This window comes from Sporolactobacillus inulinus (assembly GCF_006539285.1).
In the GTDB taxonomy this organism is placed as follows: Bacteria; Bacillota; Bacilli; order Bacillales; family Sporolactobacillaceae; genus Sporolactobacillus; species Sporolactobacillus inulinus.
Genome location: NZ_BJMS01000042.1, coordinates 1 through 22844 on the forward strand (window position 1 = coordinate 1; position 22844 = coordinate 22844).

The 22844-nt window shown below is 49.8% G+C and carries 18 protein-coding genes and 1 other annotated feature; of the genes, 2 read left to right on the plus strand and 16 right to left on the minus strand.

Translation table 11 applies throughout. From position 1 onward, the window contains the following. Window positions 1-192: 192 nt before the first annotated feature. Window positions 193-1257: a PTS sugar transporter subunit IIC gene (locus SIN01_RS07515; RefSeq protein ID WP_237760134.1), complete on the minus strand. Its 1065-nt coding sequence runs from the start codon at window positions 1255-1257 to the stop codon at window positions 193-195. A gap of 225 nt (window positions 1258-1482) precedes the next feature. Then, window positions 1483-3810 (minus strand): YfhO family protein, encoded by a 2328-nt coding sequence (locus SIN01_RS07520; protein ID WP_047034851.1) that lies wholly within the window; start codon window positions 3808-3810, stop codon window positions 1483-1485. 179 nt (window positions 3811-3989) lie between these two features. On the opposite strand from SIN01_RS07520, the gene SIN01_RS07525 reads away from it, so the two are divergent. Further along, a complete protein-coding gene (locus SIN01_RS07525; RefSeq protein WP_010026340.1) occupies window positions 3990-4670 on the plus strand; it encodes a DNA alkylation repair protein in 681 nt (226 codons plus the stop codon). 19 nt (window positions 4671-4689) lie between these two features. After that, window positions 4690-5589 carry an aldo/keto reductase gene (locus SIN01_RS07530; protein ID WP_010026342.1) on the plus strand — a complete coding sequence of 300 codons (900 nt, stop codon included), beginning with the start codon at window positions 4690-4692 and terminating at the stop codon, window positions 5587-5589. A 99-nt stretch (window positions 5590-5688) separates the two neighbouring features. Here SIN01_RS07530 and SIN01_RS07535 read toward each other — a convergent pair whose 3' ends face one another. The 14 genes from SIN01_RS07535 to SIN01_RS07600 all read right to left on the minus strand — a co-directional run bounded on the left by SIN01_RS07535 (window position 5689) and on the right by SIN01_RS07600 (window position 22788). Further along, window positions 5689-6531: an SAM hydrolase/SAM-dependent halogenase family protein gene (locus tag SIN01_RS07535; RefSeq protein WP_202812804.1), complete on the minus strand. Its 843-nt coding sequence runs from the start codon at window positions 6529-6531 to the stop codon at window positions 5689-5691. Between the two features lie 81 nt (window positions 6532-6612). Then, window positions 6613-6879 (minus strand) — a binding site (T-box leader). A gap of 53 nt (window positions 6880-6932) precedes the next feature. After that, window positions 6933-7610, minus strand: coding sequence for a YczE/YyaS/YitT family protein (locus SIN01_RS07540; protein ID WP_010026344.1), 678 nt, complete (start codon window positions 7608-7610; stop codon window positions 6933-6935). A gap of 343 nt (window positions 7611-7953) precedes the next feature. Further along, the gene (gene pepV / locus SIN01_RS07545; RefSeq protein WP_039746464.1) at window positions 7954-9363 is read right to left on the minus strand and encodes a dipeptidase PepV; all 1410 of its coding nucleotides are present in this window, start codon (window positions 9361-9363) and stop codon (window positions 7954-7956) included. A 183-nt stretch (window positions 9364-9546) separates the two neighbouring features. Beyond that, on the minus strand, window positions 9547-10158 hold the full coding sequence (locus SIN01_RS07550) for a hypothetical protein (RefSeq protein WP_010026848.1): 612 nt from the start codon (window positions 10156-10158) through the stop codon (window positions 9547-9549). Window positions 10159-10560: 402 nt separating this feature from the next. Next, on the minus strand, window positions 10561-11937 hold the full coding sequence (locus tag SIN01_RS07555; protein WP_010027682.1) for a sugar phosphate nucleotidyltransferase: 1377 nt from the start codon (window positions 11935-11937) through the stop codon (window positions 10561-10563). 170 nt (window positions 11938-12107) lie between these two features. Beyond that, complete coding sequence (locus tag SIN01_RS07560) at window positions 12108-14618, minus strand: excinuclease ABC subunit UvrA (protein ID WP_237760135.1); 2511 nt, start codon at window positions 14616-14618, stop codon at window positions 12108-12110. Window positions 14619-14808: 190 nt separating this feature from the next. Further along, window positions 14809-15456, minus strand: coding sequence for a bifunctional 4-hydroxy-2-oxoglutarate aldolase/2-dehydro-3-deoxy-phosphogluconate aldolase (locus SIN01_RS07565; RefSeq protein ID WP_010023184.1), 648 nt, complete (start codon window positions 15454-15456; stop codon window positions 14809-14811). Between the two features lie 21 nt (window positions 15457-15477). Then, window positions 15478-16779 carry an MFS transporter gene (locus tag SIN01_RS07570; RefSeq protein WP_047034852.1) on the minus strand — a complete coding sequence of 434 codons (1302 nt, stop codon included), beginning with the start codon at window positions 16777-16779 and terminating at the stop codon, window positions 15478-15480. 213 nt (window positions 16780-16992) lie between these two features. Then, entirely contained in the window at window positions 16993-19008 is a 2016-nt protein-coding gene (gene tkt, locus SIN01_RS07575) for a transketolase (protein ID WP_010024200.1), read from the minus strand. A 27-nt stretch (window positions 19009-19035) separates the two neighbouring features. After that, window positions 19036-19779 carry a transaldolase gene (locus tag SIN01_RS07580; protein ID WP_010024199.1) on the minus strand — a complete coding sequence of 248 codons (744 nt, stop codon included), beginning with the start codon at window positions 19777-19779 and terminating at the stop codon, window positions 19036-19038. Between the two features lie 44 nt (window positions 19780-19823). After that, complete coding sequence (gene hxlB / locus SIN01_RS07585) at window positions 19824-20366, minus strand: 6-phospho-3-hexuloisomerase (RefSeq protein ID WP_010024198.1); 543 nt, start codon at window positions 20364-20366, stop codon at window positions 19824-19826. After that, complete coding sequence (locus SIN01_RS07590) at window positions 20348-20989, minus strand: orotidine 5'-phosphate decarboxylase / HUMPS family protein (protein WP_010024196.1); 642 nt, start codon at window positions 20987-20989, stop codon at window positions 20348-20350. The genes hxlB and SIN01_RS07590 overlap by 19 nt, the downstream gene beginning before the upstream one ends. 27 nt (window positions 20990-21016) lie before the next feature. Continuing rightward, window positions 21017-22018: a sugar kinase gene (locus SIN01_RS07595; RefSeq protein ID WP_010024194.1), complete on the minus strand. Its 1002-nt coding sequence runs from the start codon at window positions 22016-22018 to the stop codon at window positions 21017-21019. After that, window positions 22015-22788, minus strand: coding sequence for a sugar phosphate isomerase/epimerase family protein (locus tag SIN01_RS07600; RefSeq protein ID WP_010024192.1), 774 nt, complete (start codon window positions 22786-22788; stop codon window positions 22015-22017). Before SIN01_RS07600 ends, SIN01_RS07595 begins: the two co-directional genes overlap by 4 nt. Window positions 22789-22844: the final 56 nt, after the last annotated feature.

The window sequence follows — 22844 nt, forward strand, 5'->3', positions numbered from 1 at the left end:
GCGGGCGCACCGCGAGCTTTCTCAGACAAACAGGAGGTCTCGCTGGCACGCATCAACAAGGCGCCAGAGCACCTCCGCTTTGATTCTTAGCCAAGACACCGATCTATTGGTTTGAAGACGGGGCAAAATCATATCCTTTCTTATCCTGTTAAAAAGCACCGACATCCGTAGATATCGGTGCTCCTTCTTTCTTTATGGTTTTTCAATATAGGCCTCTTTTGAATAGAGATGCAGCTTCGTGCGGCAGATCCATTCAAAGAACCATCCGCAAACAAACGGAACAATCAAGAATATGAAAATCAGAAGCAACAGATTTGCCCCGGTTGCGCCGCCCGGCATAAAGCGCACGGCGTTGATCGGTCCGACAAGACCGGAGAAGCCGAAACCGGCACTGATTGGCGTTCCTTTAATTTGGAAGACAACAGCGAGCACGCCAAGTACCGCTGCATTCAGAAGCACCGGAACCATGATCACCGGTTTGCGGACGACGGCAGCAATCATAATTTTCGGTGTACCAAGCAATGCTGAAAGTGAAAGCCCAATTGGATTCACACGCAAGCTACCGATGAACATGCCGACCGCTGCAGCCACAACACCAAGATTTCCGGCTCCGGATGCGATCCCGCTCATGCTAATTGCTGTCGCAATCGCGACCGTTGAAATGGGTGAAAGAATGATAATCGAAAAGCTGACCGCAACGAGAATTCCCATGAACACCGGAGCAAGTGTAAAATAGCTGTCAACAAGATGTCCGACCAATGTTGTAATGTTGCGTACAAAAGGCAGAATCCAAAGCCCGATCCCGCCCGAGACGATGCACACAATCGTCGGCAGAACGAGCGGTGCAAATGCCTTCAGCCGATCGCCGATGATCAGGATGACGCCGACCGCCAAACTTGCCGTCAGCATGGTGTTGATCAAATCGCCCATGCCGGTGACCTGCACGCCGGTTGAGGAAAACGTAAGCGCGCCGGAACCAATATAGGTCGCTGAGGCAACCGAAACCATTTGTATCGGATTCAAATTGAATTTAAATGCAATGGCCGTGCCGATCAGTAAAGGCACCGTAAACATAATGGTTGTTACAATTTGCAGAACGATTGCGAAAATCGGTACATGCGGCGCCAGTGCCTTGCAGATTTCGCTCAGCAAGGCGGATGGAACCAGCCCTGCAACGATACCAATCGCAAGACCGGTGAGTACGTTATTGATAAAGCGCCTCACCGTTTGCCCATTTCCAGTCACGTTTGTTGTCACCTTTCAAAACCTCCATCCTTCGTCCAGTCCTTGTGTGTTCATCATTCCCTTTTTCTAAAAAACAGACATGCGCATGTTATTCTAGCAAGAATTCAGTGATTTGTCGATATACCCCGTTGTCGCGTTAACGTTTTGATGCGAAGAAGGAATAAAAAAATTGACCCACCCGGCAAATAAAAAGCCGGGCAAGTCACATTTTCGCGCAGGAGTATTCCCTGGAAACGCTCATTCGCTCAGCTCGCGCGTTGTCTGTGCACGTCTGCGGAAGAAAAGCCGGTCGGCGTACACATAAACCGCAAGAACAATCCATGAGCAGGTCGCAATCGCTGCACCGGAAGCGAGTCCCGGCGTCCGGTACGTAAAGCGAATAGGGTTATCGCCTTCGCTAATCGGAACAATCATCATTCCATCGGCGTCGAGAATCTGTACAGGAGCACCGTCTACCGTTGCCGACCAGCCTTTATCATACGGTACGCTGAAGAAGGCATACTTGTCGATGTTGGTATGAATGTGCGCCGTGAACCCGCGGTGATCGCGTGTGAACGTGGTTGCCGCTTCCTTCGCCCGTGCCTGCAAGTCTTCGGAGTATTCTCCTTTTCCGGTTGTAAACAGCTGGCTGTCCGGTAGGGGAATTAAGTAATTTTTCACCTTTGACACGTCGCTGTCTCGGATCACGACAGCACGCAGCAAAACAAGATGCTTGTCATCATCTGGAATGTGTTGAAAACGGCTCTCGGTCACATAGTAATCGTACGTAAAACCAAGCGGCAGCGTGTCTTTATTCTCATAGACATAGATCCAGCCGGTTCCATTAAAAAATTGTGTAAAAGGCTTCTCGCCATCAACCTTTGTCGTGCTGACATAGAAGCGTTCCGAAAGCAGCGGATTCAAACCGTACGCTTCTTGGGGAATGATCGTTTTCACCCCTCTTGGTGAACCAATCGATTGATAGAATTCAAAAATGGAACCGTTCACCATACTCGTGAACGAATTAACCGTTGGCAGACCGGCGACCATCGCCAAATTCCATCCGTCATCACTGATCCGAATCCGGTAGTTCTCATCCTTGGGCAGCCGCTGCTTCAACTCTTCTCCGGTCTTCACCACCATGTTATACGTTGCCTCGCCTTTTTGATAATCATATATGCTGTGCGTTGCAAAAATAGTAAACAAACCCAGTCCGCCGCAAAAACTAACCAGTACCGTCAACATGAGCGCATACCAGTGTTTCGCACGACCGAAGCGTCCGACAAGATAATAAGTCGCCGCAAGCCCTGCTGCCGCAGACGCCAAGTAAAATAAGAATTGATCGTAATGATAAACCGCGCTCGGCTGGCTTTCACTCCACGGATAGAACAGAAGAAACGCCGCAAGCGCCGCAAGGATCGATGCACAAATCAGCAAGCTTTTCTTGAGCGGAATCTCCGCACGCCGCTCAAGTGCAACTGCCGACATGAGCGCCATGATGAGCACCGGCATGTAAAACCAACGTGCATAGTACGAGGAATTCAGCACATAGTACAAACTGTTTAACAGCGGTATGGCAGCCATAATGAGACAGGCAATCATAAGGCGCCGCATCCAACTCTTCCCGGCAAACATCAGTGCGAGCACCAGAACCGGACCGAACAGCGGCAGATAGGCGCTGCTCGAGGAGAAATCTGATGGATAGATGGCGGATTGATGCGGCATCAAGTCGGCCGGCATCACAAAGGCTTTGATCAACGCAAGATAGCGCGATCCGCTGTAAACAAGCGCATTGGGGCCGTAAAGGAACGCGTCCAAGCGCGGATTCTGCAACGTAAACAGAATTGCCGGGAGAAAGAGCAGACAAGCCATACCAATCCCAAGCAGCCCTTCCCAGATGATCTGGGGCAGCCGGCGCAAGGATTGCCGCCAGTCCTCACAAACATAGCGCAGCAAGTAATAGACGATTAGAAAAACAACTTCACCGATGAAAAAGAAGAAGTTCAGCATTGCATTCAGCGCCACCGCTGCAGGAAACCAGCCTTTTTTGCGATCCGATACGAGCCGGTCGAAACCAGCAAGCAGCAGCGGAAAGAACGCGACAACGTCGTGAAAATGATTGAACATCAGGTTCACCGCGGAAAATCCGGAAAAAGCATACAAAAGTGCACCAATTATTGCGTAACGACTGTCGGTAACGTAGCGGCGCATATAGCCGTACGCGGTTACTCCGGCGATGCAGTATTTCAACAGAAACATCGGTCCGACCACATAAGGGAAGAAGGAAGCCGGAAAGATCAGACTCAGCCAAAAGAACGGACTGCCTAACGTATAGAAGCTGTACGAAGCAATGAAATTACTGCCCAAGTCCGTGGACCAGTTCCAGAACCAGTCCCCGCTCTTAATCGCCCGGTTACTGAGCATATTAAACGGAATCTGTTGATAGTTGAAATCGCCGACCAGTGTGAATAAGCCTTTGCTTGCAATAATTGAAGGAAGGAACATCATTCCTGAAGAGATGAGACAAAGCAGAAAGACTTTCGTATAGTCCGAATGAATCATTTTTTTCATAAAGGTGGAAAACATTTTAGGAGCTCCTTGTCTGACGTTCTCGCAAACTTAATGGATGCTTCTATTTTACATTAAGAGTACTCGAAGCTCATCTTTGATCATATCATTCGTCACGCAATGGGATTTGTGGGATGATAGAGTGAAAGAAAAGCGATGCGTTTCAAGCGTCGCCGGAACGTAGAAAGGCGATTGTCATGAGCTATGATCTTCAGCCGCTGCTCCGCAGTTTCGCAGCAAAGCAAAATCAGGAAAATGCGCGGGCCATGTCCCGCTATATGCGTGATCAATTCCCTTTTTTCGGCATTAAGACTCCGGAACGGCGTGCCTCTGTGCGTGACTTTATTAAGCAGTACGGTCTTCCGGAAACGAATCAAATTGAGGCAGCTGTCAAAACACTTTGGAACCAACCAAATCGTGAATGCCACTATGCAGCGCTGGATCTGCTCGTTCGTCTGAAAAAAAGGCTTAACGGCACGCATTTGCCGCTTTTTGAATGGATGATCACGACCAAATCCTGGTGGGACACTGTAGACTGCATCGCCCCGCAATGCTGCGGTCCGCTGTTTGCTCGTGAGCCGCAGCTCATCCAGCGTTATAGCGAACGCTGGGTTGTCAGCGATCATCTGTGGCTGCGCCGTGCCGCGCTGCTCTTCCAGTTAAAATTCAAAGAACAGACCGATGAAGCGCTGCTCTTCCGCTACATTCTGCTCAATGCAGATTCGGATGAATTTTTCATTCAAAAGGCGATTGGATGGGCATTACGTGAATACGCAAAGACCGCGCCCGATACCGTTCGCCGCTTTATTCAGGAGCATCCGCTCAAGCCATTGAGCAAACGCGAAAGTCTGAAATGGCTGAACCGAACGTCACATTGATCAAGGAGGATGAGCATCATTGGAAAACGAAACTGTTGATACAATCAGAAAAGAAGTCGACAAACGTCGTCTGACACTGGGCGACGGAACGAAACTACCGGTTCTCGGACAGGGAACTTGGCATATGGGCGAGGATTGGCCCAAGCGCGATGTGGAAATCGAGGCACTTAGGCTTGGCGTGCGGCTCGGTATGACGCTGATCGATACTGCGGAAATGTATGGCGAAGGTCGCTCTGAATCGCTCATTGGCGAGGCATTGGCCGATCAACGCGATGCTATCTTTCTCGTCAGCAAAGCCTATCCGAGTCATGCCACGCGCGAAAAACTTATTAAGGCTTGCGACAACAGCTTGAAACGGCTTAAAACCGACCATCTGGATCTCTATTTGCTTCATTGGCGCGGCGGAACACCGCTAGAGGAAACGGTGCGCGGCATGGAGGAATTGAAGAAAGCGGGCAAAATTTTACGTTGGGGTGTCTCCAATTTTGACACAAAAGATATGCAGGAACTGTGGTCGGTACCCGGCGGGAAAAATTGCGCCGTCAACCAAGTCCTCTACCACCTCGGCTCCCGCGGTATTGAAGTCGATTTACTGCCATGGCTGCGCGACCACCAGATCCCGATCATGGCCTACTGCCCGCTCGCTGAAGCCGGTTCACTAAAGGCAAAACTTTTGAAAAATAGTACGCTGAACCAAATTGCAGAAGTACACGAGGCAACGACGCTCCAGATTCTGCTTGCCTGGGCGGTGCGCCATGCGGAGCGCGACGGAATCATTGCCATTCCGAAAGCAGCGCAACCGGAGCATGTGCTGCTGAATGCACAGTCCGCGGCAATTCGCTTATCTTCGGAAGAAATTGAGGCATTGGATCGCATCTTCCCGCGTCCCTCACGCAAAGTTCCGCTGGATATTGTTTAAGCGGCAGCCTTGCTTCTACGACCATCTGAGAATAGAGAAAAAGTGCTGCCGGGATACACCGGAAGCACTTTTCTTTTAAACTGCTGATGATCCAATCATTCATGCCTTACAAAGCGACAGACGCCAATTTGTGCCGGTGCCGATGTTGTACGCTTTGGCAAAGGACCCTTGATTGATTGCCACACCAATATTTTCAAGCGAGTTGATATACAGTAGCGGCTCGCCGATCGACACCTCGGCAAATGATTGGGCAAACACCACCGTATTCTCATAAACCGTACGTGTGTCATTCTTTATCTTCACCGCTAAACGATCGCCGCACACCACGTTCAATTCATGGAAGAGCCGGTGATCAATATTGGTCCACAGGTTGCCGAAACGTACATCGAGCACGTCAATTGTTCCTTGTACGTGACGACCCTCACGATATGCGGGAACAATCGGCAGTTCAACCAGCGATTCGACCGGAACCGGTTCGCCAAAATGGTCATAGTCAATTTTACCTGCTGCTAATTTTGCGCCGTTGAATGCGTAAATATCACGACCGAAAAAGGTAAACGATTCGCCGGCTGTCGGCAGTTTATTGGCCTTCTCATCGAAAGTGCGCACACTCTCGATCCCTTCAATGCGCTTGATATGTGTCAATGTCCCATTGTCCGGTGTAATGATGTATTGATTGCGCTGGGTTCGGGCAATCACACTTCGGCGCGTTGATCCAACGCCCGGATCAACGACGGAGACGAACACCGTACCTTCCGGCCAATAATCAATGGTCTGGCGTAGACGGTAAGAAGCCTCCCAAATGTTATACTGTGGAATATCATGCGTCAGATCATAAATTTTCAAGGTTGGATCGATCGAATTCGCTACGCCGTACATCGCGCAGACCGCTCCGTCCACAAGGCCAAAGTCGGTTTGAAATACCAATGCATGCTTCATCACAATCACCTTTCCTTTTTGTCTATCTTTCCACAATGATCCAAATAAAATCGAACAATCAAAAACCCCGCCCTTAATCGAACGACTAAGGACGGGGGTTCATTTCCGTGGTACCACCTTGTTTTACCGGACATTCACATGACCGATCTCAGCGAGTGCATGCACGACGTATGCATAAACTCCGGTTTTTATAACGAGAACCTTAACTCGTCGCGGCTTACTTCAAGAAAATCCATTCAGTCGCGCAGCTCAGAGGCCATGTTCGCGCCTTCGCTGATACTCCTTTTCACCACCAATCGGAGCTCTCTGTGAAAAAGCAAAGGCGCTACTTCTTCTCTTCATTGCTTTTTTTATTTTCGTACATTTATTATTAGTCTCGGTCTAAAAAATGTCAAGTCAATCCCTTATATTTGAGACTGTTTCGCCGGATGTGCCCGATGCATTCGGTGATGCAGCATCGCCTCTCGGTTCACATGCACTGGGAGGAAACGGTCAAAGAAGAGAATAAAATACCCCATGCATAGGAAGCTAATTAAGGTTCCAAGATTAATGCCAACCAGTTCATGACGAAAAAAGCCCACAGCAAGACCAATGGCCAGCGGAATACCGAGCGAGATACGCTGTGCCAAGACCACATTACCCTTTAGATACTTTTCACGCAAAATTTTCAGCATATCATCGAATGGATGCAAGACCAGATTCACCTTGAAATAGATGGACAGCGCGGCCGCGATACAGAGGACGCCGATCACGCAAACGAGCACGCGCAGCAGCCAACCATTTACAGTAATCGGCTGCATCACCAGCAGCCACAAATCGATCAAGTACCCGAACGACATCATGTACAGAAAGTTAAAGACATCTTTGATCCCGTTCCAATGCTGTCTGAGCATGTCGTCCGCCACGAGCACCACAAGACCCATAAGGATCAGTACAGTTCCAACAGTTAATCCTGTGGCGCTCGAAATATTGAGACTCGCCGCTGTCCATGGCGCCGAGCCGAACGCCGCCTTCACCGTCAACGCGTTTCCAAATGCATTTAATAGTACTGAAGTGCAGAGCCAAAGCAATCCCTTTGTCATTTGTTCGTCAATCCTCCAACGAGCTGATCCTTACATAATCACCGGCGCAGTTGCAGAGTTAACGTTACGCGTACAGCTTTAGGGGCCATCGATTCACTCCTGTATCTCCCCACATTCTATCAGGGATGCCGCAAAATGCAAGTGAATCTTTTGATTGGATTATCCTTTTCGGCGCCCGAACACCTGCGCTTTGATTCTCGGCCATGACACTGGTCTATTGGTTTGAAGAAGGGGTAAAAATCATATCCTTTCGTAAAAAAACGAGGAAAAGCGCTGTGCATTTTCCTCGTTTTGCTTACCGTTATTCTATTCAGCAGCTGCCTTTCTTTGACTAGGCAGCTGTTTATTTTTCAAGATTGCCGAGTTCAGCCATGGCATCAGCATAGATCTCCGATGCAACGAACAAATCTTCAACGCGTACATGTTCGTCCACTTCATGGCCCGTGTATGGATAGTTTGGCATGCAGGCACCGAACGCGACTCCGGCATCCAAGTACTGCGCGTACGTACCGCCGCCGCTGGTCAGCAGTTCAACATCGTCCAGTGCCATATGCTTTTCATAAACCTTTTTCAAAATCTGCACCGCCGGATGTTTCGGATCCATATAGAGCGGATCACTCGTGCCAAGCTCGCTGATCGACAAACCAAGCTTTTCAACCGATTTTTTAAGGGTCTCACTCAATTCGTCCAAGGATGCTTTGATTGGGCAGCGAATATCGAGTGAAACCGTACCGCCCTCTGCACCGAACCGAACGACACCGACGTTAACCGTCAAATCACCGGAAACATCATCATGGAACTTGATGCCAAGACGTTCACCAGCAAAATCATTGTACAGCGTGTCCGAAAGCAGTTGAACAAAGGCTTGCTCGGTTGGAACAAGCGGCAGATCCTTTAATGCTTCTGCAAGCAGGAATGCCGCGTTCACGCCGCCGGATGGTACGGAGCCGTGGTAAGATTTTCCTTTGGCAGTCAGCTTGATGCCCTCATCCGTTTTTTCCACAGTAAACGGAATATTTTTCGCTTTTAACTCGGATTGCGCTTTTTCAGACCACTTTTCTGCTTCAGGACCGGAAAGTACAGCGTAGGCATGATCCGGTACCATGTTGATTCGTTCGCCGGAATAGAAGGAAGCCAGATGAACCGGAGCATCGCCTGCTTGTTGAGGCAGCTTGATCCAAGCACGGATCTGCCCTTTTTCGGCAAAGATCAGCGGAAATTCCGCATCCGGCGCAAAACCAAACAGCGACATCGGTTCCAGCTCATTGTATTTTTCCATACATTCGCAGCCGCTTTCCTCATCCGATCCGATCACAAGACGGATGCGGTGTTTCACCGGTACAGCGGCATCTTTCAACGCTTTCAGTGCATAATAAGCAGCCATTGTCGGCCCCTTGTCATCAATCGCGCCCCGTGCATACAACGTACCGTCCTCGACGTATGCAGTAAATGGATCATGAGACCATTTACCGGTAGCCGGCACGACGTCGACATGACCCAGCACCGCAATATAGTCCTCAGCGTCTTCCGGACCATATTCAATATAGCCGGCATAGCCTTGCAGCATCTTCGTGCGGAACCCATCGCGTTGACCAAACTCCAGCAGCTTCTCAAGCGCCGCCAGCGGCCCCGGTCCAAACGGTGCGCCTTCCTTCGCCTGGCTTGCATCCTTCGTACTCGGGATCGCAATCAGCGTAGCAAGATCGGCCAAAAACGATTCTTTATTTGCACGAACATTGATTTCGCTCATCATCCAACCTTCCTTTTTCGATAAAATTATGTATCCACGCACAATCCAAACGGATTATGGAAGCAAACGTCCTATACACTAAGCATTCTAGCACAAAAACGGTTGGTTAGGAAAAAGGGCAGGAATTTAATAAAATTGACGATTACACGCTGCGGGCTTTACCTTGCTTGTTATGACCAGAGCATGTTACTCAATTGTCTTATTTTGCAGTGTAACTCCATTAGGATCTGTTGCAATTTTTAAGCGAATATGATTTATTACTGCTCGAGTAATTGTTGTTTTGTCTCCAAAGATTGGCACGATCTCAGACATATCTTTCTTAAATAGTTTGATAAAGAACTGCTGGAAATCTTTCGATGAGGTGCTTATGTCTAATTCACGAATGCTAATCGGGCTATCTTCTGATTCCACGACATCATGGTTGGTCTGCAATTCAATGCGAAAACCATAGGGAGTTCCAATAAAAGTTCTTCTTTCATTGACCTGAATGTTTCGATGCATTTGCTTGGCACTGTCAATGATTTTTCGACGATCATCATCTGACACTAAAAAGCCAATATGATCAAATTTTACTTTTTTACCAAAACCAAATGTGATGTTTATTGCACCCTTTTTCATTTCAATAATTCGAAAAAGTATATTCTTATTTCTGAAATTCCCCCAAGTTTGCGGAGGATTAAACGATTGAAATTCATTTTGATATCTCCCAATTCTTTGAGATACATGAAAACCATTCGCTTTATAAAATTCTTCAGTTTCTTCAACAAAAGGTGTCCAAAAATGATAGTGAAACAGCATAGAACCATCACCTTTTTCGATTAATACTACTTTAATCACGGATTATTTTGAAGAAATCTGCTTTGCTAATCGACCGTCAACTTTACACTGGTACAGAGGAGGATAATCTATTTCTTTTAGATAAACGTTAATCCATAAGATGCTCGTGCTCAGGATGCATTGAACACATGGGGCGATCAATAATCACATTTACTGTCTGGAATAGATAACTCTGATGGTTCACTGGATCGCCTTCTAATGGCTCCAGCGTGACGGTCGCTATATACGCTAGCAATCTAGTCGTTGCATCGCCTTTACTGAATTGATCTGCGTGTTCCTCGGGCAGTTAGTGCCCGATCAGCTCGTTTAATGAAAAGGGTGCCTCATCATAGACTTTTGAGACACCCTTTAACCTTTATCTAATTAACCGCGTACTTGCGCGCAGCTCGCTTCGATTTCTTCCCAGTTCAGCAGTTTACGGTCAATGTCTTCCTCAATCAGCTGACTGCCGATTTGCACTTCGATCAACTCAAGCGCTTCATCTGCTATAATGGCATGCAGCGTTTCCGCCGTGACAATCACAACATCGCCCGGTTTAATCGAACGGATGACGCCGTTTTCCGCATAGCGGCCGTTGCCTTTGATAATCGTCCAAACTTCCTTGCGCATATGGTGGCAATGATAGCTCAGGTTGGCGCCTTCCGCGATCTTGATCTTCTTGGTCAGCACTTCTTCATTGTTGGCTGAGTAGCGTGTGTAGTCAAGCACTCGGTAGGAGCCCCATTTGCGTTCTTCGTACATCGGACGCTGCGCGAAGCCCTTCATTACTTCTTTGATGCGCGGGCTCTCTTCCTTGTCCGAAACCAGAATACCATCCGGGCTGACGGCAACGATCGCATTCGAAACGCCAAGTACGGTGACCGGAATATCCAGTTCGTTGATCAAATGAGTATTTGCCGAATCGTCGCTGATGATCCCGTTGCCGATTTGCTTGGTTGCCATTTCTTCGGTCAACGTGTTCCAAGTACCGAGGTCTTTCCAAAAGCCTTCATACGGTAGTGCGACAATATTTTTCGCCTTTTCAACGACCGCATAGTCAAAGCTGATTTTCGGCAGTTTAGCGAATTGCTTCGTCAATTCTTCATAGTTCAGCGGCAGACCGAGTGATTCCAGAATTGAGATCACATACTTGAGCCGGAAGGCAAACACGCCGCAGTTCCAAAGCGCCGATTTGTTGATCAGCTGTTTCGCCTGCTCGGTGTCCGGTTTTTCCGTGAAATGATCAACTTTAATGTAGCCTTTATTTTCACTCGTATCCGGTACAATATAGCCGTATTTTTCCGATGGATACGTCGGTTTCACGCCCATCAATGCCAAATCTGCTTTTGTTTCGCCGAGCAGTTTTTCCAAGTCAAGAATGCGTTTAAAGAAGGCGGTGTCCACATAAGGATCGACAGGAAGCACGGCAACCGCATCATCCAGGGATGCATTGGTCATCGTGTACAGATAGGAAGCTGCGAGGGCAATGGCCGGGAAGGTATCGCGCCGTTCCGGTTCGACGATCAGCGGGACTTCTTTTCCAAGCTGACTCTCCAGCATCTCCACCTGACCTTTTCCGGTCGCGATCACCGTCGACTCGCCAAGACCGACTTCATTCAACTGCCCGAAGACCCGCTGCACCATTGAAGACAAATGTTTCTCCTGATCTTCAAGCACACGCAGAAACTGTTTCGAGCGTGCATCATTCGACAGCGGCCATAACCGCTTTCCTGAGCCGCCGGATAATAAAACCAAACGCATCGCTATCTCTCCTCTTGTTTTCTCATTTATACAATGACCCCCGAAATGAGAAAATCATTTTAGTCTATGTTACGAATCCCCTTGATGTCCTGTTTAGGGGTGAAGGAACCATTTTCCTTTTATTATGCCACGAAACGGAAAGGCCGATCAATACCGCTCAGCCGATTCGCCTAGTTTCTTGATTCCGCCGACCGTTTCGCTAGGTAAACGCCGGTTAAGCTGCGCGGGTTTCCGGTGATTTGTTGCGGCGTTCCCTCAGCGACGATTGTCCCGCCATTCGGTCCGCCGCCGGGACCAAGATCGATCACATAATCGCAATTGGCAATCAAATCAGGATCGTGATCGATCAAGATCACGGTTGAATCGTCAGCCATCAAACGATCCAAGACGGCAAGCAGCGTCTCGATATTCTGCGCATGCAGGCCGGTCGACGGTTCATCAAGCACATAAATCGTTCCGGAACGGTGCCGTTTCAACTCACCGGCAAGCCGCATGCGCTGCGCTTCGCCACCTGAAAGCGCAGGCGTCGCTTCACCAAGCCGCAAGTAGCCAAGGCCAACTTCCTGAAGCAGCCGCAGTGCTTCCGCAAGTTTGGGCTGATCGTTAAAAAAGTTTGCTGCCTCATCGACGTTCATCGCTAAAACATCGGCAATCGATTTTCCTTTATAGTGGATGGACAGGGCTTCCGGCTGATAGCGCGTCCCTTTGCATTGCGGACAGCGCACACGCTGCTCCGGCAGGTACTGCATGTCGAGTGTCATCTCGCCGCGTCCTTCGCATGTTTCGCAGCGTCCACCTTTAACATTGAACGAAAAATAGCCGGCATCGTGCCCCATATTCATTTTTTTAGATGCCTCTGAAAAGATCGTGCGGATGTCGTCAAAAATACCGGTGTATGTTGCCGGCGTTGAACGTGCATTGCGTCCGATCGGTGCCGCATCGACAAGTAAAAGCCGTTTGATTGACTCGGTTCCGGTTAATTTGTCAAGATGTGCCGGCAGCCTTTTTCTCGTCAGTCCAGCACGGATTGCCGGAACGAGACTCTCTTGAACAAGCGCGGTTTTACCTGCACCGGAAACACCGGTCACGGCTGTCATTCGATGCAGCGGGAACTTGGCCGACAGATGATGCAGGTTGTGTAGATCCTTGACGGTCATATGTAGAAATGCTTGGTCCTCGGCTAGAGACCTCTGCTTCCTGCCCTGAACGATACGTCTTCGTGATAAAAAGGCGCCGGTCAGCGAATCGGGCAGGGCGGCAACCTCCGCCGGCGTCCCTTCAGCGACTACATGTCCGCCGTGCTCTCCGGCACCGGGACCCATTTCGATCATATAATCGGCGCTGCGAATGATCTCAAGATTATGATCAACAACAACGAGGCTGTTGCCATTGGCCACCATCCGACGCATGATTCGCTGCAGTCCGGCGACATTGGCCGGATGCAGACCAACCGATGGTTCATCCAACACATAAAGAATGCCTGTTGAACGGCTTTTCGCCATGCCAAGCAGTTCCAAACGCTGCCGCTCGCCTGTTGAAAGTGTACTGCCCGCACGATCGAGTGTCAGGTAGCCGATACCCAGCTCATGAATTGGGGCAATCTCAAGGTGCATCTGGGCCGCGAGTTTTGCCGCAATCGGTTGAAGTTCTGAGCCGAGTTGTTTCGGTAATCGATCAGCGAATTGAGCGAGCTCATCAATCGTGAGCGCAGCTGCTTCAGAAATCGATCGGCCAAGCAAGCGGGTTTGAAGTGCTTCCGGACGCAGCCTTATGCCATGGCACTGTTGACACGGACGCACACTCAAAAATTTTTTCATTCGTGCATAACGCGTCTGATTTTTATCGCCGACCAGCGCCTGACGTACCGCTTCGACCGCATTCGCGTAGGTGAACTCGATCGGGTATTCTTCGCCCGTTTGCCGATTGTGGAAGATCAGCGGCCGCTTCGTTGGTTTGCCGCGCAGCACAATTTCCTGTTCTTTTTTACTCAAATCCTTCCATGGGACGTCCGTACGCACGCCCAATTGACGAACTAAGCGCACGGTGTAGCCGCGGCCGGCCGCACGCCAGGAGGCAACTGCCCCTTGGTCGATCGTCTTGTTCGGATCGGAAATAACACGTGCCGGATCGACTTCGGCACGTTCCCCGAGTCCACCGCAAGCCGGGCATGCTCCGAGCACCGAGTTGAATGCAAAAGTTTCGGCTGCAGGCAGTGGAAAGGCGGCGCCGCAGATCGGACAGGTGCACGTTTCATTTAAAATTGCCGTGAGTGTCGGCGGAATGGGATGTCCGTTTGGGCAGCGATGCGTCCCCAGCCGGGAAAACATCAGGCGCAGCAAATTATAAATTTCCGTAACCGTTCCCACCGTACTGCGCCGGCCCAGTTGCGGCGGTCGCTGCCGCAGTGCCAATGCCGGTGGAAGAAAATCAATTTTTTCCGCATCTGCCTGTTCCATTTGATGCAGCTTGCGGCGCGTGAACGCGGATAATCCTTCGAGGTAACGGCGGCTGCCTTCTGCATAGAGCACGCCCATCGCTAGAGACGACTTCCCTGATCCGGACAGCCCGGCGATCGCCACCAGCCTCCGCAGCGGAAGATGCAGCGTCACGTCTTTCAAGTTATGCGTCCGTGCATGATAAATGTCGATCGTTTGCGGTACATGTTCCATAGGCTTGTTCATCGAAAACAACAACAGGTCTGTGCCCTGTCGTCTCCCCCTCCTCTCGAGTCAACGATTCTTTCTCTATTATAACTTACTTCCGCAGGACGCGGTGACTTCCGCGTTGTGCCAGCTAGGCAAAACGATAGACTCTCTCTACCTGCAAAAAAACGCGCCAATCGATTCGGCGCGCTTCAGAAATTCATTTCTATTATTTATTTTTCACCGTTGCATGAGCTGCGCGCTTCCAAGCCTCCAATGAACGGCGGGCGGCATCCCAATCGTTCGCCTGCACCGCTTGTTTCGGAATGAGCGATGAGCCGACGCCTACTGCTGCGGCACCGGCATCCAGAAATGCCGCACAATTCTCCAGCGTAATTCCGCCGGTGACCATCAGCGGGATTTCACTAAGCGGACCGCGCAGATTGCGGATAAAATCTGGACCGAGCGTAGATCCGGGAAACACTTTTACAAATGCGGCACCTTGCCGATACGCGTGAAAGATCTCAGACGGACTGTACGCACCCGGAATGAACGGTACATTTTTTTCATTGATATATGCGATCACTGCCTCATCGATGATTGGCGTGACGATAAAGTCTGCGCCGGCATCCAATGCTCGATCAACATCCGCAACGGTTTTTACCGTTCCCGCACCGACAAAAAAGCTTGGATCGTTACGTTTGATCGCATTGATTGATGCTACAGCTTCGCTCGATTCCATCGTAATCTCCACCGTATGAAAACCGGTCTGCGCAAGTACAGGCAACAGTGCTGAGATAAAGGCTTGCGATTTCTTTCGAAACAGAGGCACAATACGCTCCGACTGAATACACGCAATCAGTTTTTCGTTCATCATTCGTCATCTCTTCCCCAAAGCTTATTTTCCCGCCATTGCGGCATCATCCGGGCGGATCGGTCCGTCATCCGCCGAACGTCCTCTAGCGGCTTTTACAATAATCGTAAAGATCACAGCGAGACCGAGCGAAATCGACATGAAGATATAGGACGCGGAAAATCCTCCGGTAACCCCGTTCAGAAAACCGACGAAATAGGCGCCGACAAAAGAACCAAGCGCGCCCATACTGTTAATCAAAGCCATTGCGCCTCCGGCAACATTGCGCGGCAAAAGCTCAGGAACAATCGCAAAAAATGGTCCGTACGGGGCATACATGGCACCGCCGGCAATCACCATTAATGTAAAAGACAGCCAGAAGTTTGACGGGCCAATTAAATACGAAGCATAGAAGGCAAGCCCGCCTACGAGCAAGAATGGCCAAACAAATGGTTTTCGCATCTGCAAACGATCAGAAAAAAAGGAGGCAACGACCATGAGCACGGCTGCCAGTAAATAAGGTGCAGATGAGAGCCAGCCGGTTTCAACGATGCTGATGTTGGGCGCTGATTTAATGATCGACGGCAACCACATGACAAAACCGTAGACACCAATACTCCAAAAAAAGTATTGCAGGCACAGGAAAATCACCGACTTCTGCTTAAACGCCGCACGATAATTGGCAACTGATTTTAACTTCTTTTGTTCATCTTCCAGTGCCTGATTGAGTGCTTGTTTCTCATGATCCTTCAGCCATTTAGCTTCACTCGGCTTATCATCAACCAGTTTCCACCAGATAAATGCCCACAAAATCGATGGAAGGCCTTCAATGATGAACATCCAGCGCCAGCCGAAGCTGTTCAATAGGTATCCCGATACGACCGACATCCAGAGCACCGTGATCGGGTTTCCCAGAATCAAAAAGGTATTGGCTCGAGACCGCTCTTCACCGGTAAACCAATGGCTGAGAAAAACGAGCATGGCCGGCATGACCGCCGCCTCAACAATGCCAAGCAGGAAGCGGACCGCAAGCAACATATAGATGTTGGTCACAACGCCAATTAAACTCGCAAGAATCCCCCAAACGATCAGCGACCAGAAAACGAGTTTCTTGGCACTGCGTTTTTCAGCGTAGTTTGCGCTTGGCACTTGGAAGAAAAAGTAGCCGAGAAAAAATAAAGCGCCCAGCAGCGAGGATACGGCTGCGGTAATTTTCAGATCGTCCGCCATGCCTGAAGCGGCTCCGAAGCTGTAGTTGGCGCGGTCAAGATAGGCAAGACTGTAGGTAATAAAGACAATTGGAATTAATCGGGCCCAGCGGGTAGGTGACAAGCCATTGCTTTTCATAAGAATTGACCTCTCTTCTGATCAGTTTTCTGAAATGAGCGAATTAAATGCCCGAAGTAACAGTGGATCTGCCCAATCGCTCTGCATCATTCTGTATGAGTCGTTTGGTTAACGCTTACATTGAATGCCTTAAAAAATGTCTTCCTTCCCGTATCTACCAAGAAGGGAGACATTCTCTCTATGACCCCGCTTTCATCACAGCTTCTCTTTTTATCAGGAAATCACTTGGCGCTTGGCAATCGTTTTTTTGAGCTGCTCTGCCGCATTTTCAGGAGTGAATCCATAGGCTTTTGTAACGAACGCTGCGGGTGCCGAAGCGCCGAAACGGTCGATGGTTAGCAGTGCACCATCGCTACCGACAAATTCATGCCAGCCGGTTGATGCGGCCATTTCGATCCCGACACGGGCAGTTATTGCGGCGGGGAGTACCGCCTCTTTATAAGCATCCGGCTGCTCGCGGAACCGTTCCCATGATGGGAGACTGACTACACGTACATGAATGCCTTCTGTTTCAAGCAGCTGCTGCGCTTCGTAAGCAAGCCCAACTTCAGAACCGGTTGCAATCAGGATCCCAGCCGGCTTGCTACCCTTTGCTTCACTGACAACATAACCGCCGCGGCGCACCCCTTCATCGGCGCCGTCAACTTCGCCGTCCAGTGTCGGCACGTTTTGACGGGTCAGTACGAGAACCGTTGGACGGTTGCGGCTTTCCAGCGCTGTTTTCCACGCTTCGCGTACTTCATTGCCGTCGGCCGGACGCAACACATTCAAGTTCGGGATCGCCCGTAAACCGGCGAGCTGTTCGATCGGCTCATGGGTCGGGCCGTCTTCACCGACGGCGATTGAATCATGGGTAAAGACGAAGATTGACGGAATCCCCATCAATGCAGCGAGCCGAATCGCCGGTTTCGCATAGTCTGAGAACGTGAAGAAGGTTGAGCCAAACGGAATGACGCCGCCATGCAGCGCAAGTCCATTCACTGCGGCACTCATCGCAAATTCACGAACACCGAACCAGATATTGCGTCCTTCATAAGCGCCGGGCAGGAAATCGCCACCCTCTTTAATTGTGGTTTTCGTTGAGGAAGCCAGATCAGCAGCACCGCCAAACAGAGTCGGGACGGTTTTTGCCAGCGCGTTGATGACTTCTCCGGATGTTTGCCGCGTCGCTTTCTTTGTTCCGGACGCGTATTGCGGAAGTGCATCTGCATAATCGGCGGCAAGGTCGCCTTTGATCGCCGCCTTAAGCTGAGCGGCGAGTTGTGGATAGGCTTCAGCGTAAGCATCAATCCTCTTTTTCCAAGCTGCTTCAGCTTTTGCTTCCTCTACATTCATCTGTTTGAAATGTACCCGAACCGCTTCCGGAACGTAGAACGGTTCGTGATTCCAGCCGTAGGCCTTCTTTGTTTCTGCTGTTTCCTCAGCGCCGAGCGGATTGCCGTGGACTTTATTGGTACCCGCCAAATGCGGCGAACCATAGCCGATCGTTGTGCGCACCTCAATCAATGTCGGCCGTGCGCTGTCGGCGGTTGCTTGGTCAAGCGCCGTCTGAACAGCTTCGACATCGTTGCCGTCTTCAACAAGCAACGTTTGCCAACCGTACGCGTCGAAACGCTGGCGCACATTTTCGCTGAACGACATGTTCAGTTTGCCATCAAGCGATATATTATTCGAATCATAGAGCAGCACCAGCTTACCCAGTTTGAGCCGGCCGGCGAGCGAAGCCGCTTCCGAAGCAACCCCTTCCATCAAGTCGCCGTCGCCGCACAGCGCATAAGTGTAATGATCAATCACGGGAAACCCGTCGCGATTGTACGTCGCTGCCAAATGAGCTTCAGCCATCGCCATTCCGACGGCCATCGCAATCCCTTGCCCAAGCGGTCCCGTCGTCGCTTCAACGCCAACCGTATGCCCGTACTCCGGATGACCCGGCGTCCGGCTGCCCCATTGGCGGAACTTCTTCAATTCCTCTAAAGGAAGCCCATAGTTAAACACATGCAGCAAGCTGTACAAGAGCATTGAACCGTGACCGGCAGAAAGTACGAAACGGTCGCGGTTGAACCATTTCGGATCGGCAGGATTGTGTTTCAGTTTCTTAGCCCACAACGTATAAGCCATCGGCGCTGCCCCCATCGGTAGCCCCGGGTGACCGGAGTTTGCCTTGTCAATGGCATCAATGGATAATGTGCGAATCGTATCGATGGATAATTGCTCAATTTCTGTTGTCATAGCAAGCACTCCTTCTTTTTGCTTCTCTTATTTGGAAACCGATTCTGAAGCTTCTTGATCCGTTAAAATTGTATAGCCGAGGGTTTGAATATCCGTGTTGAATCCTTTCACCGTATCCAGAGACACCTGTTCCAATGGTTTGCCTACTTTTTTCAGCTTGCTGATGATTTCCGGTGTGCAGGTGATGATGTCGACGCCGAGCCGGTCGGCTTCGTAAACATTGAACAGTTCACGCGAGCTGGCCCAGAGCAGGTTTGCACCTTTTTTCGTGCGGCAGATTTCCACCGACTGCTTCATATAGGGAATTGGGTCACGGCCTGTGTCGGCGATGCGTCCGGCAAATACCGAGACAATATTGTCGACATCCGGGTTCAACGCAGCGACCGTTTCTTCAACCTGTTTGATGGTCAGAATCGCCGTAACATTTAGCGAGTAGCCTTTGTCCTGCAGCTTTTCAATCAGCGGAATTGAGGATTCGCCTTTGGTGTTGGTGATCGGAATCTTGATGTAGACGTTCTTGCCGAATGTGTGAATTTTTTCGGCTTCCTTTTCCATCGTTTCAAAATCGTCGGCAAACACTTCAAAAGAGAGCGGCAAGTCAGGAATCTTTTCCACAACCTTTTTTGCGAAGGCAACATAATCTGCGACTCCTGCTTTTTTCATCAAGCTTGGGTTGGTTGTAAATCCGCTCACAAATCCTGATTTGTAAGCGGCAATCATATCCTCCAGTTTTGCCCCGTCTGCGTAAATTTTCACATTGAGTTGATCCATTCTAAATTCCTCCTCATTGTTTTTTAAGATTTATCTCGCGCTGCTCATTCAACGTTGGTATGCATTTTCGCAGCATCCGCTTCACTCGTATGATCGCGGCGGCTGAGCTTGAGGCACAGGGCATCAAGTGTAATGTGTACGGCCTGATCAAATAGTGAGCTGAGCAGTTGCACCGACTTTTTGTTTTTGTCACCTTTGGTTGCGCCAGGAATCACGATCGTGCAATCGGCAAGTTCGGCAAGTGGCGAATCGGCCTTACTGGTCGCTGCAATCACCGTCAGTCCGTTTTCTTTTGCCGCGCGCGTGTCATTCACAACATTTTTGGTCTTCCCGGACCCGGAAACGGCGAAATAAACATCGCCCGCCGCGATTGACGGGGTGACCGTCTCGCCAATGACATGGGATGCGTAGCCAATATGCATCAAGCGCATCGCAAACCCCTTGGCCTGAAAGCCGCTTCTGCCTGAACCGTCGACGAAAATGCGTGTGTCTTTTTGAATCAACGCCATTGCTGCGTCTAAATCCGCTTCATCGACTTGACCAATCACGTCTTCAATTTCCTTTAAAATCACATCGAATACTTGCATGTCTCCTGCATCACCTTTCTGAATTGTTTTGCTGCAGAAACGGGGTCCTCTTTTTTCACAATGGCGGAGCCGACAATCACAATTTCCGGATCAGCTTCTGCCATACCGGCAAGCGTCTGTAAATTAATGCCGCCGGCAATCGCAATCCGCTGAACCGTAGGAAACGCTTTCTTAAATGCGAGCACCTCTTGATTCGGATTGGCGCTAGCCCCTTGATCGACTGATGTATGCAGGCAATAGATTGCATTGGGAAAATGAATAATTTGCGCCACTTTCTCAGGCGTGCATTCCAAAAGATCAATCATCATTTCTGTTCGGCTCGCTTCTGCAACGGCGTAACACGTTTGCAAAGTCTCTACTGATGAAGCGCCCATGACGGTCAAAAGATCTGCCTTGTGCTTGTAACCTTGGCGGAATTCGTATGCCCCTTCGTCAATGGTCTTGGCATCACCGAGCAATTTTGCTGCGCCGGCAGCTGCTTTCAATCTTTCAAGTGCCTGAAATCCGTAGTCTTTAATTAAAGAAGTACCCGCCTCGATAATGTCCGCGTGGGGTGCCAACTTCCGGGTCAGCAGTTCCGCCTGCTCGAGCGACACACGATCAATTGCAATTTGCAGTTTCATCCCTGTCACCACTTTCCTTAATCGAAATCAGATTGCCTGCAATCCGTCATTTGCTTGGTTTTCCGGCGTTTGGTGGGCTGTCTTTTCAATAAACGCGGCAAGCTGCTCCCGGCTCGGCAAGGCCTCATTGTCGCTGATGTGCTGCACCTGAATGGCACCGATCGCATTGGCGCGTTCCAGGATTTTTTTATCCGGTAGCGCTTCCAAAAGTCCGGTGATGACTCCAACCGCGAATCCGTCTCCTGCACCGACCGTATCCACAACATGATCGACTCGGAATGAAGGAACGAGTGTTTCCGCAACTTGGCCGTCCGGCTGCTGTCGTTTGCAATACGCTCCGGTGCTTCCGAGCTTAATGATGACCGTTTTTGCGCCGTTACTGAGGTAAAAGTCAGCAATTGCTTCGCGCGTCGTCCTTCCAGTCAAACGCTTGCCTTCACGGAACCCCGGCAAAACAACATCGCACCGTCCAGCCAGCTGGTTGATGCGCTTGACCATCGTTGCTTCATCGCTCCATAGCGTCGGCCGCAAGTTAGGATCAAAGGTAATTAAAAGATGATTTTCGCGGGCTTTTTCAATCAGTTTCAACGTTGCGTCAAAGGTTTCTGCGCTTAGTGCCGGGAAAATGCCCGTTAAATGAAGCAGCTTTGCACCGCTGAAATCAAAGCGCTCGATACTCTCAGCGTTGAGACGTGATGCTGCCGATCCCTTACGGAAATAAACCACCTCCGGATCATCCACCTCCGTTTTGCTTTTCAGTTGGAACCCGGTCGGATGATCACCCGATATGGCAACAGCCTCGGTTTCAATCCCTTCTCGCTCAAGAAACTGGCGTATATAAGCGCCGAACGGATCATTACCGACTTCGCTAATCAGAGAAACTTGGTGACCCAAACGCGTGACACCAACCGACACATTCACTTCGGCTCCGGCAATATAGCGTGTGAAATGCTGCACATTTTTCAGATCACCCGCCGCATCTGCAACAAACATAATCATCGGTTCGCCAATTGTGATCACTTCGCTCATGAGTTTGCACCCTCTTTCCGTTCGCTCAAGACCGTTCTGATTTTCACGAGTTCATCCTTCAATTCGTCGCGTGTGTCGATCGGATACTCAAGGACAACCGGGACATCGTCCGGACATTCGGCCAATACCTTTTTCCAATCAATCGCACCTTGCCCAAGCAATACGGTGTGCAGCCCGCCCTTCGTCGCAACATCCTTCAGATGAAAAATCGTTGCCGCATTTCCGACACGACGTGCTGCCTCTAATGGATCGGTACCTTGCCAGAGCCAGTTTCCAGAGTCGAACGTGTACCCGACCAAACTGTCTTTCAAGGTTTTCAAGGCAGCGCTTACAAATTCCAGCCGGCCATTTTCCTCGGTTTGATCATTTTCAATTGTAATCTGAACCGGGTAGTTGCAGATCAATCGTTCCAACTGTTCACATTGCGTTTCATTGATTTCGCCCGGTTCGCCAATGTTGAGTTTGACACATTCAGCATGAAGCAGTGCAGCTTCTTTTAAATAATCTTCTAAATGATCCGAACAGGTTCCGTTGACGAACAATTTTTCAGGTACCGAATAGAACACGCGCAACCCGGTTCGTTCTGCTTCCTGACCGCATCGCTTCAATTCTTTCCAATTTAATGAACCGTTTTCAAAAAAGTATTCACGTCGCACTTCAATTCCGGAAACACCAAGCGCCTTTGCAGTCTGAAAGAGCTCGGATTGACGCTTCTTCTTCGCTTGCAAATCCTTCTGAAAAATCAATGTGTTCAAAAACAGCGCTCTCATTGAAATACACCCCTTTCTCTATGTGTATCGATTAACTAAAACGGTTACATTCATTT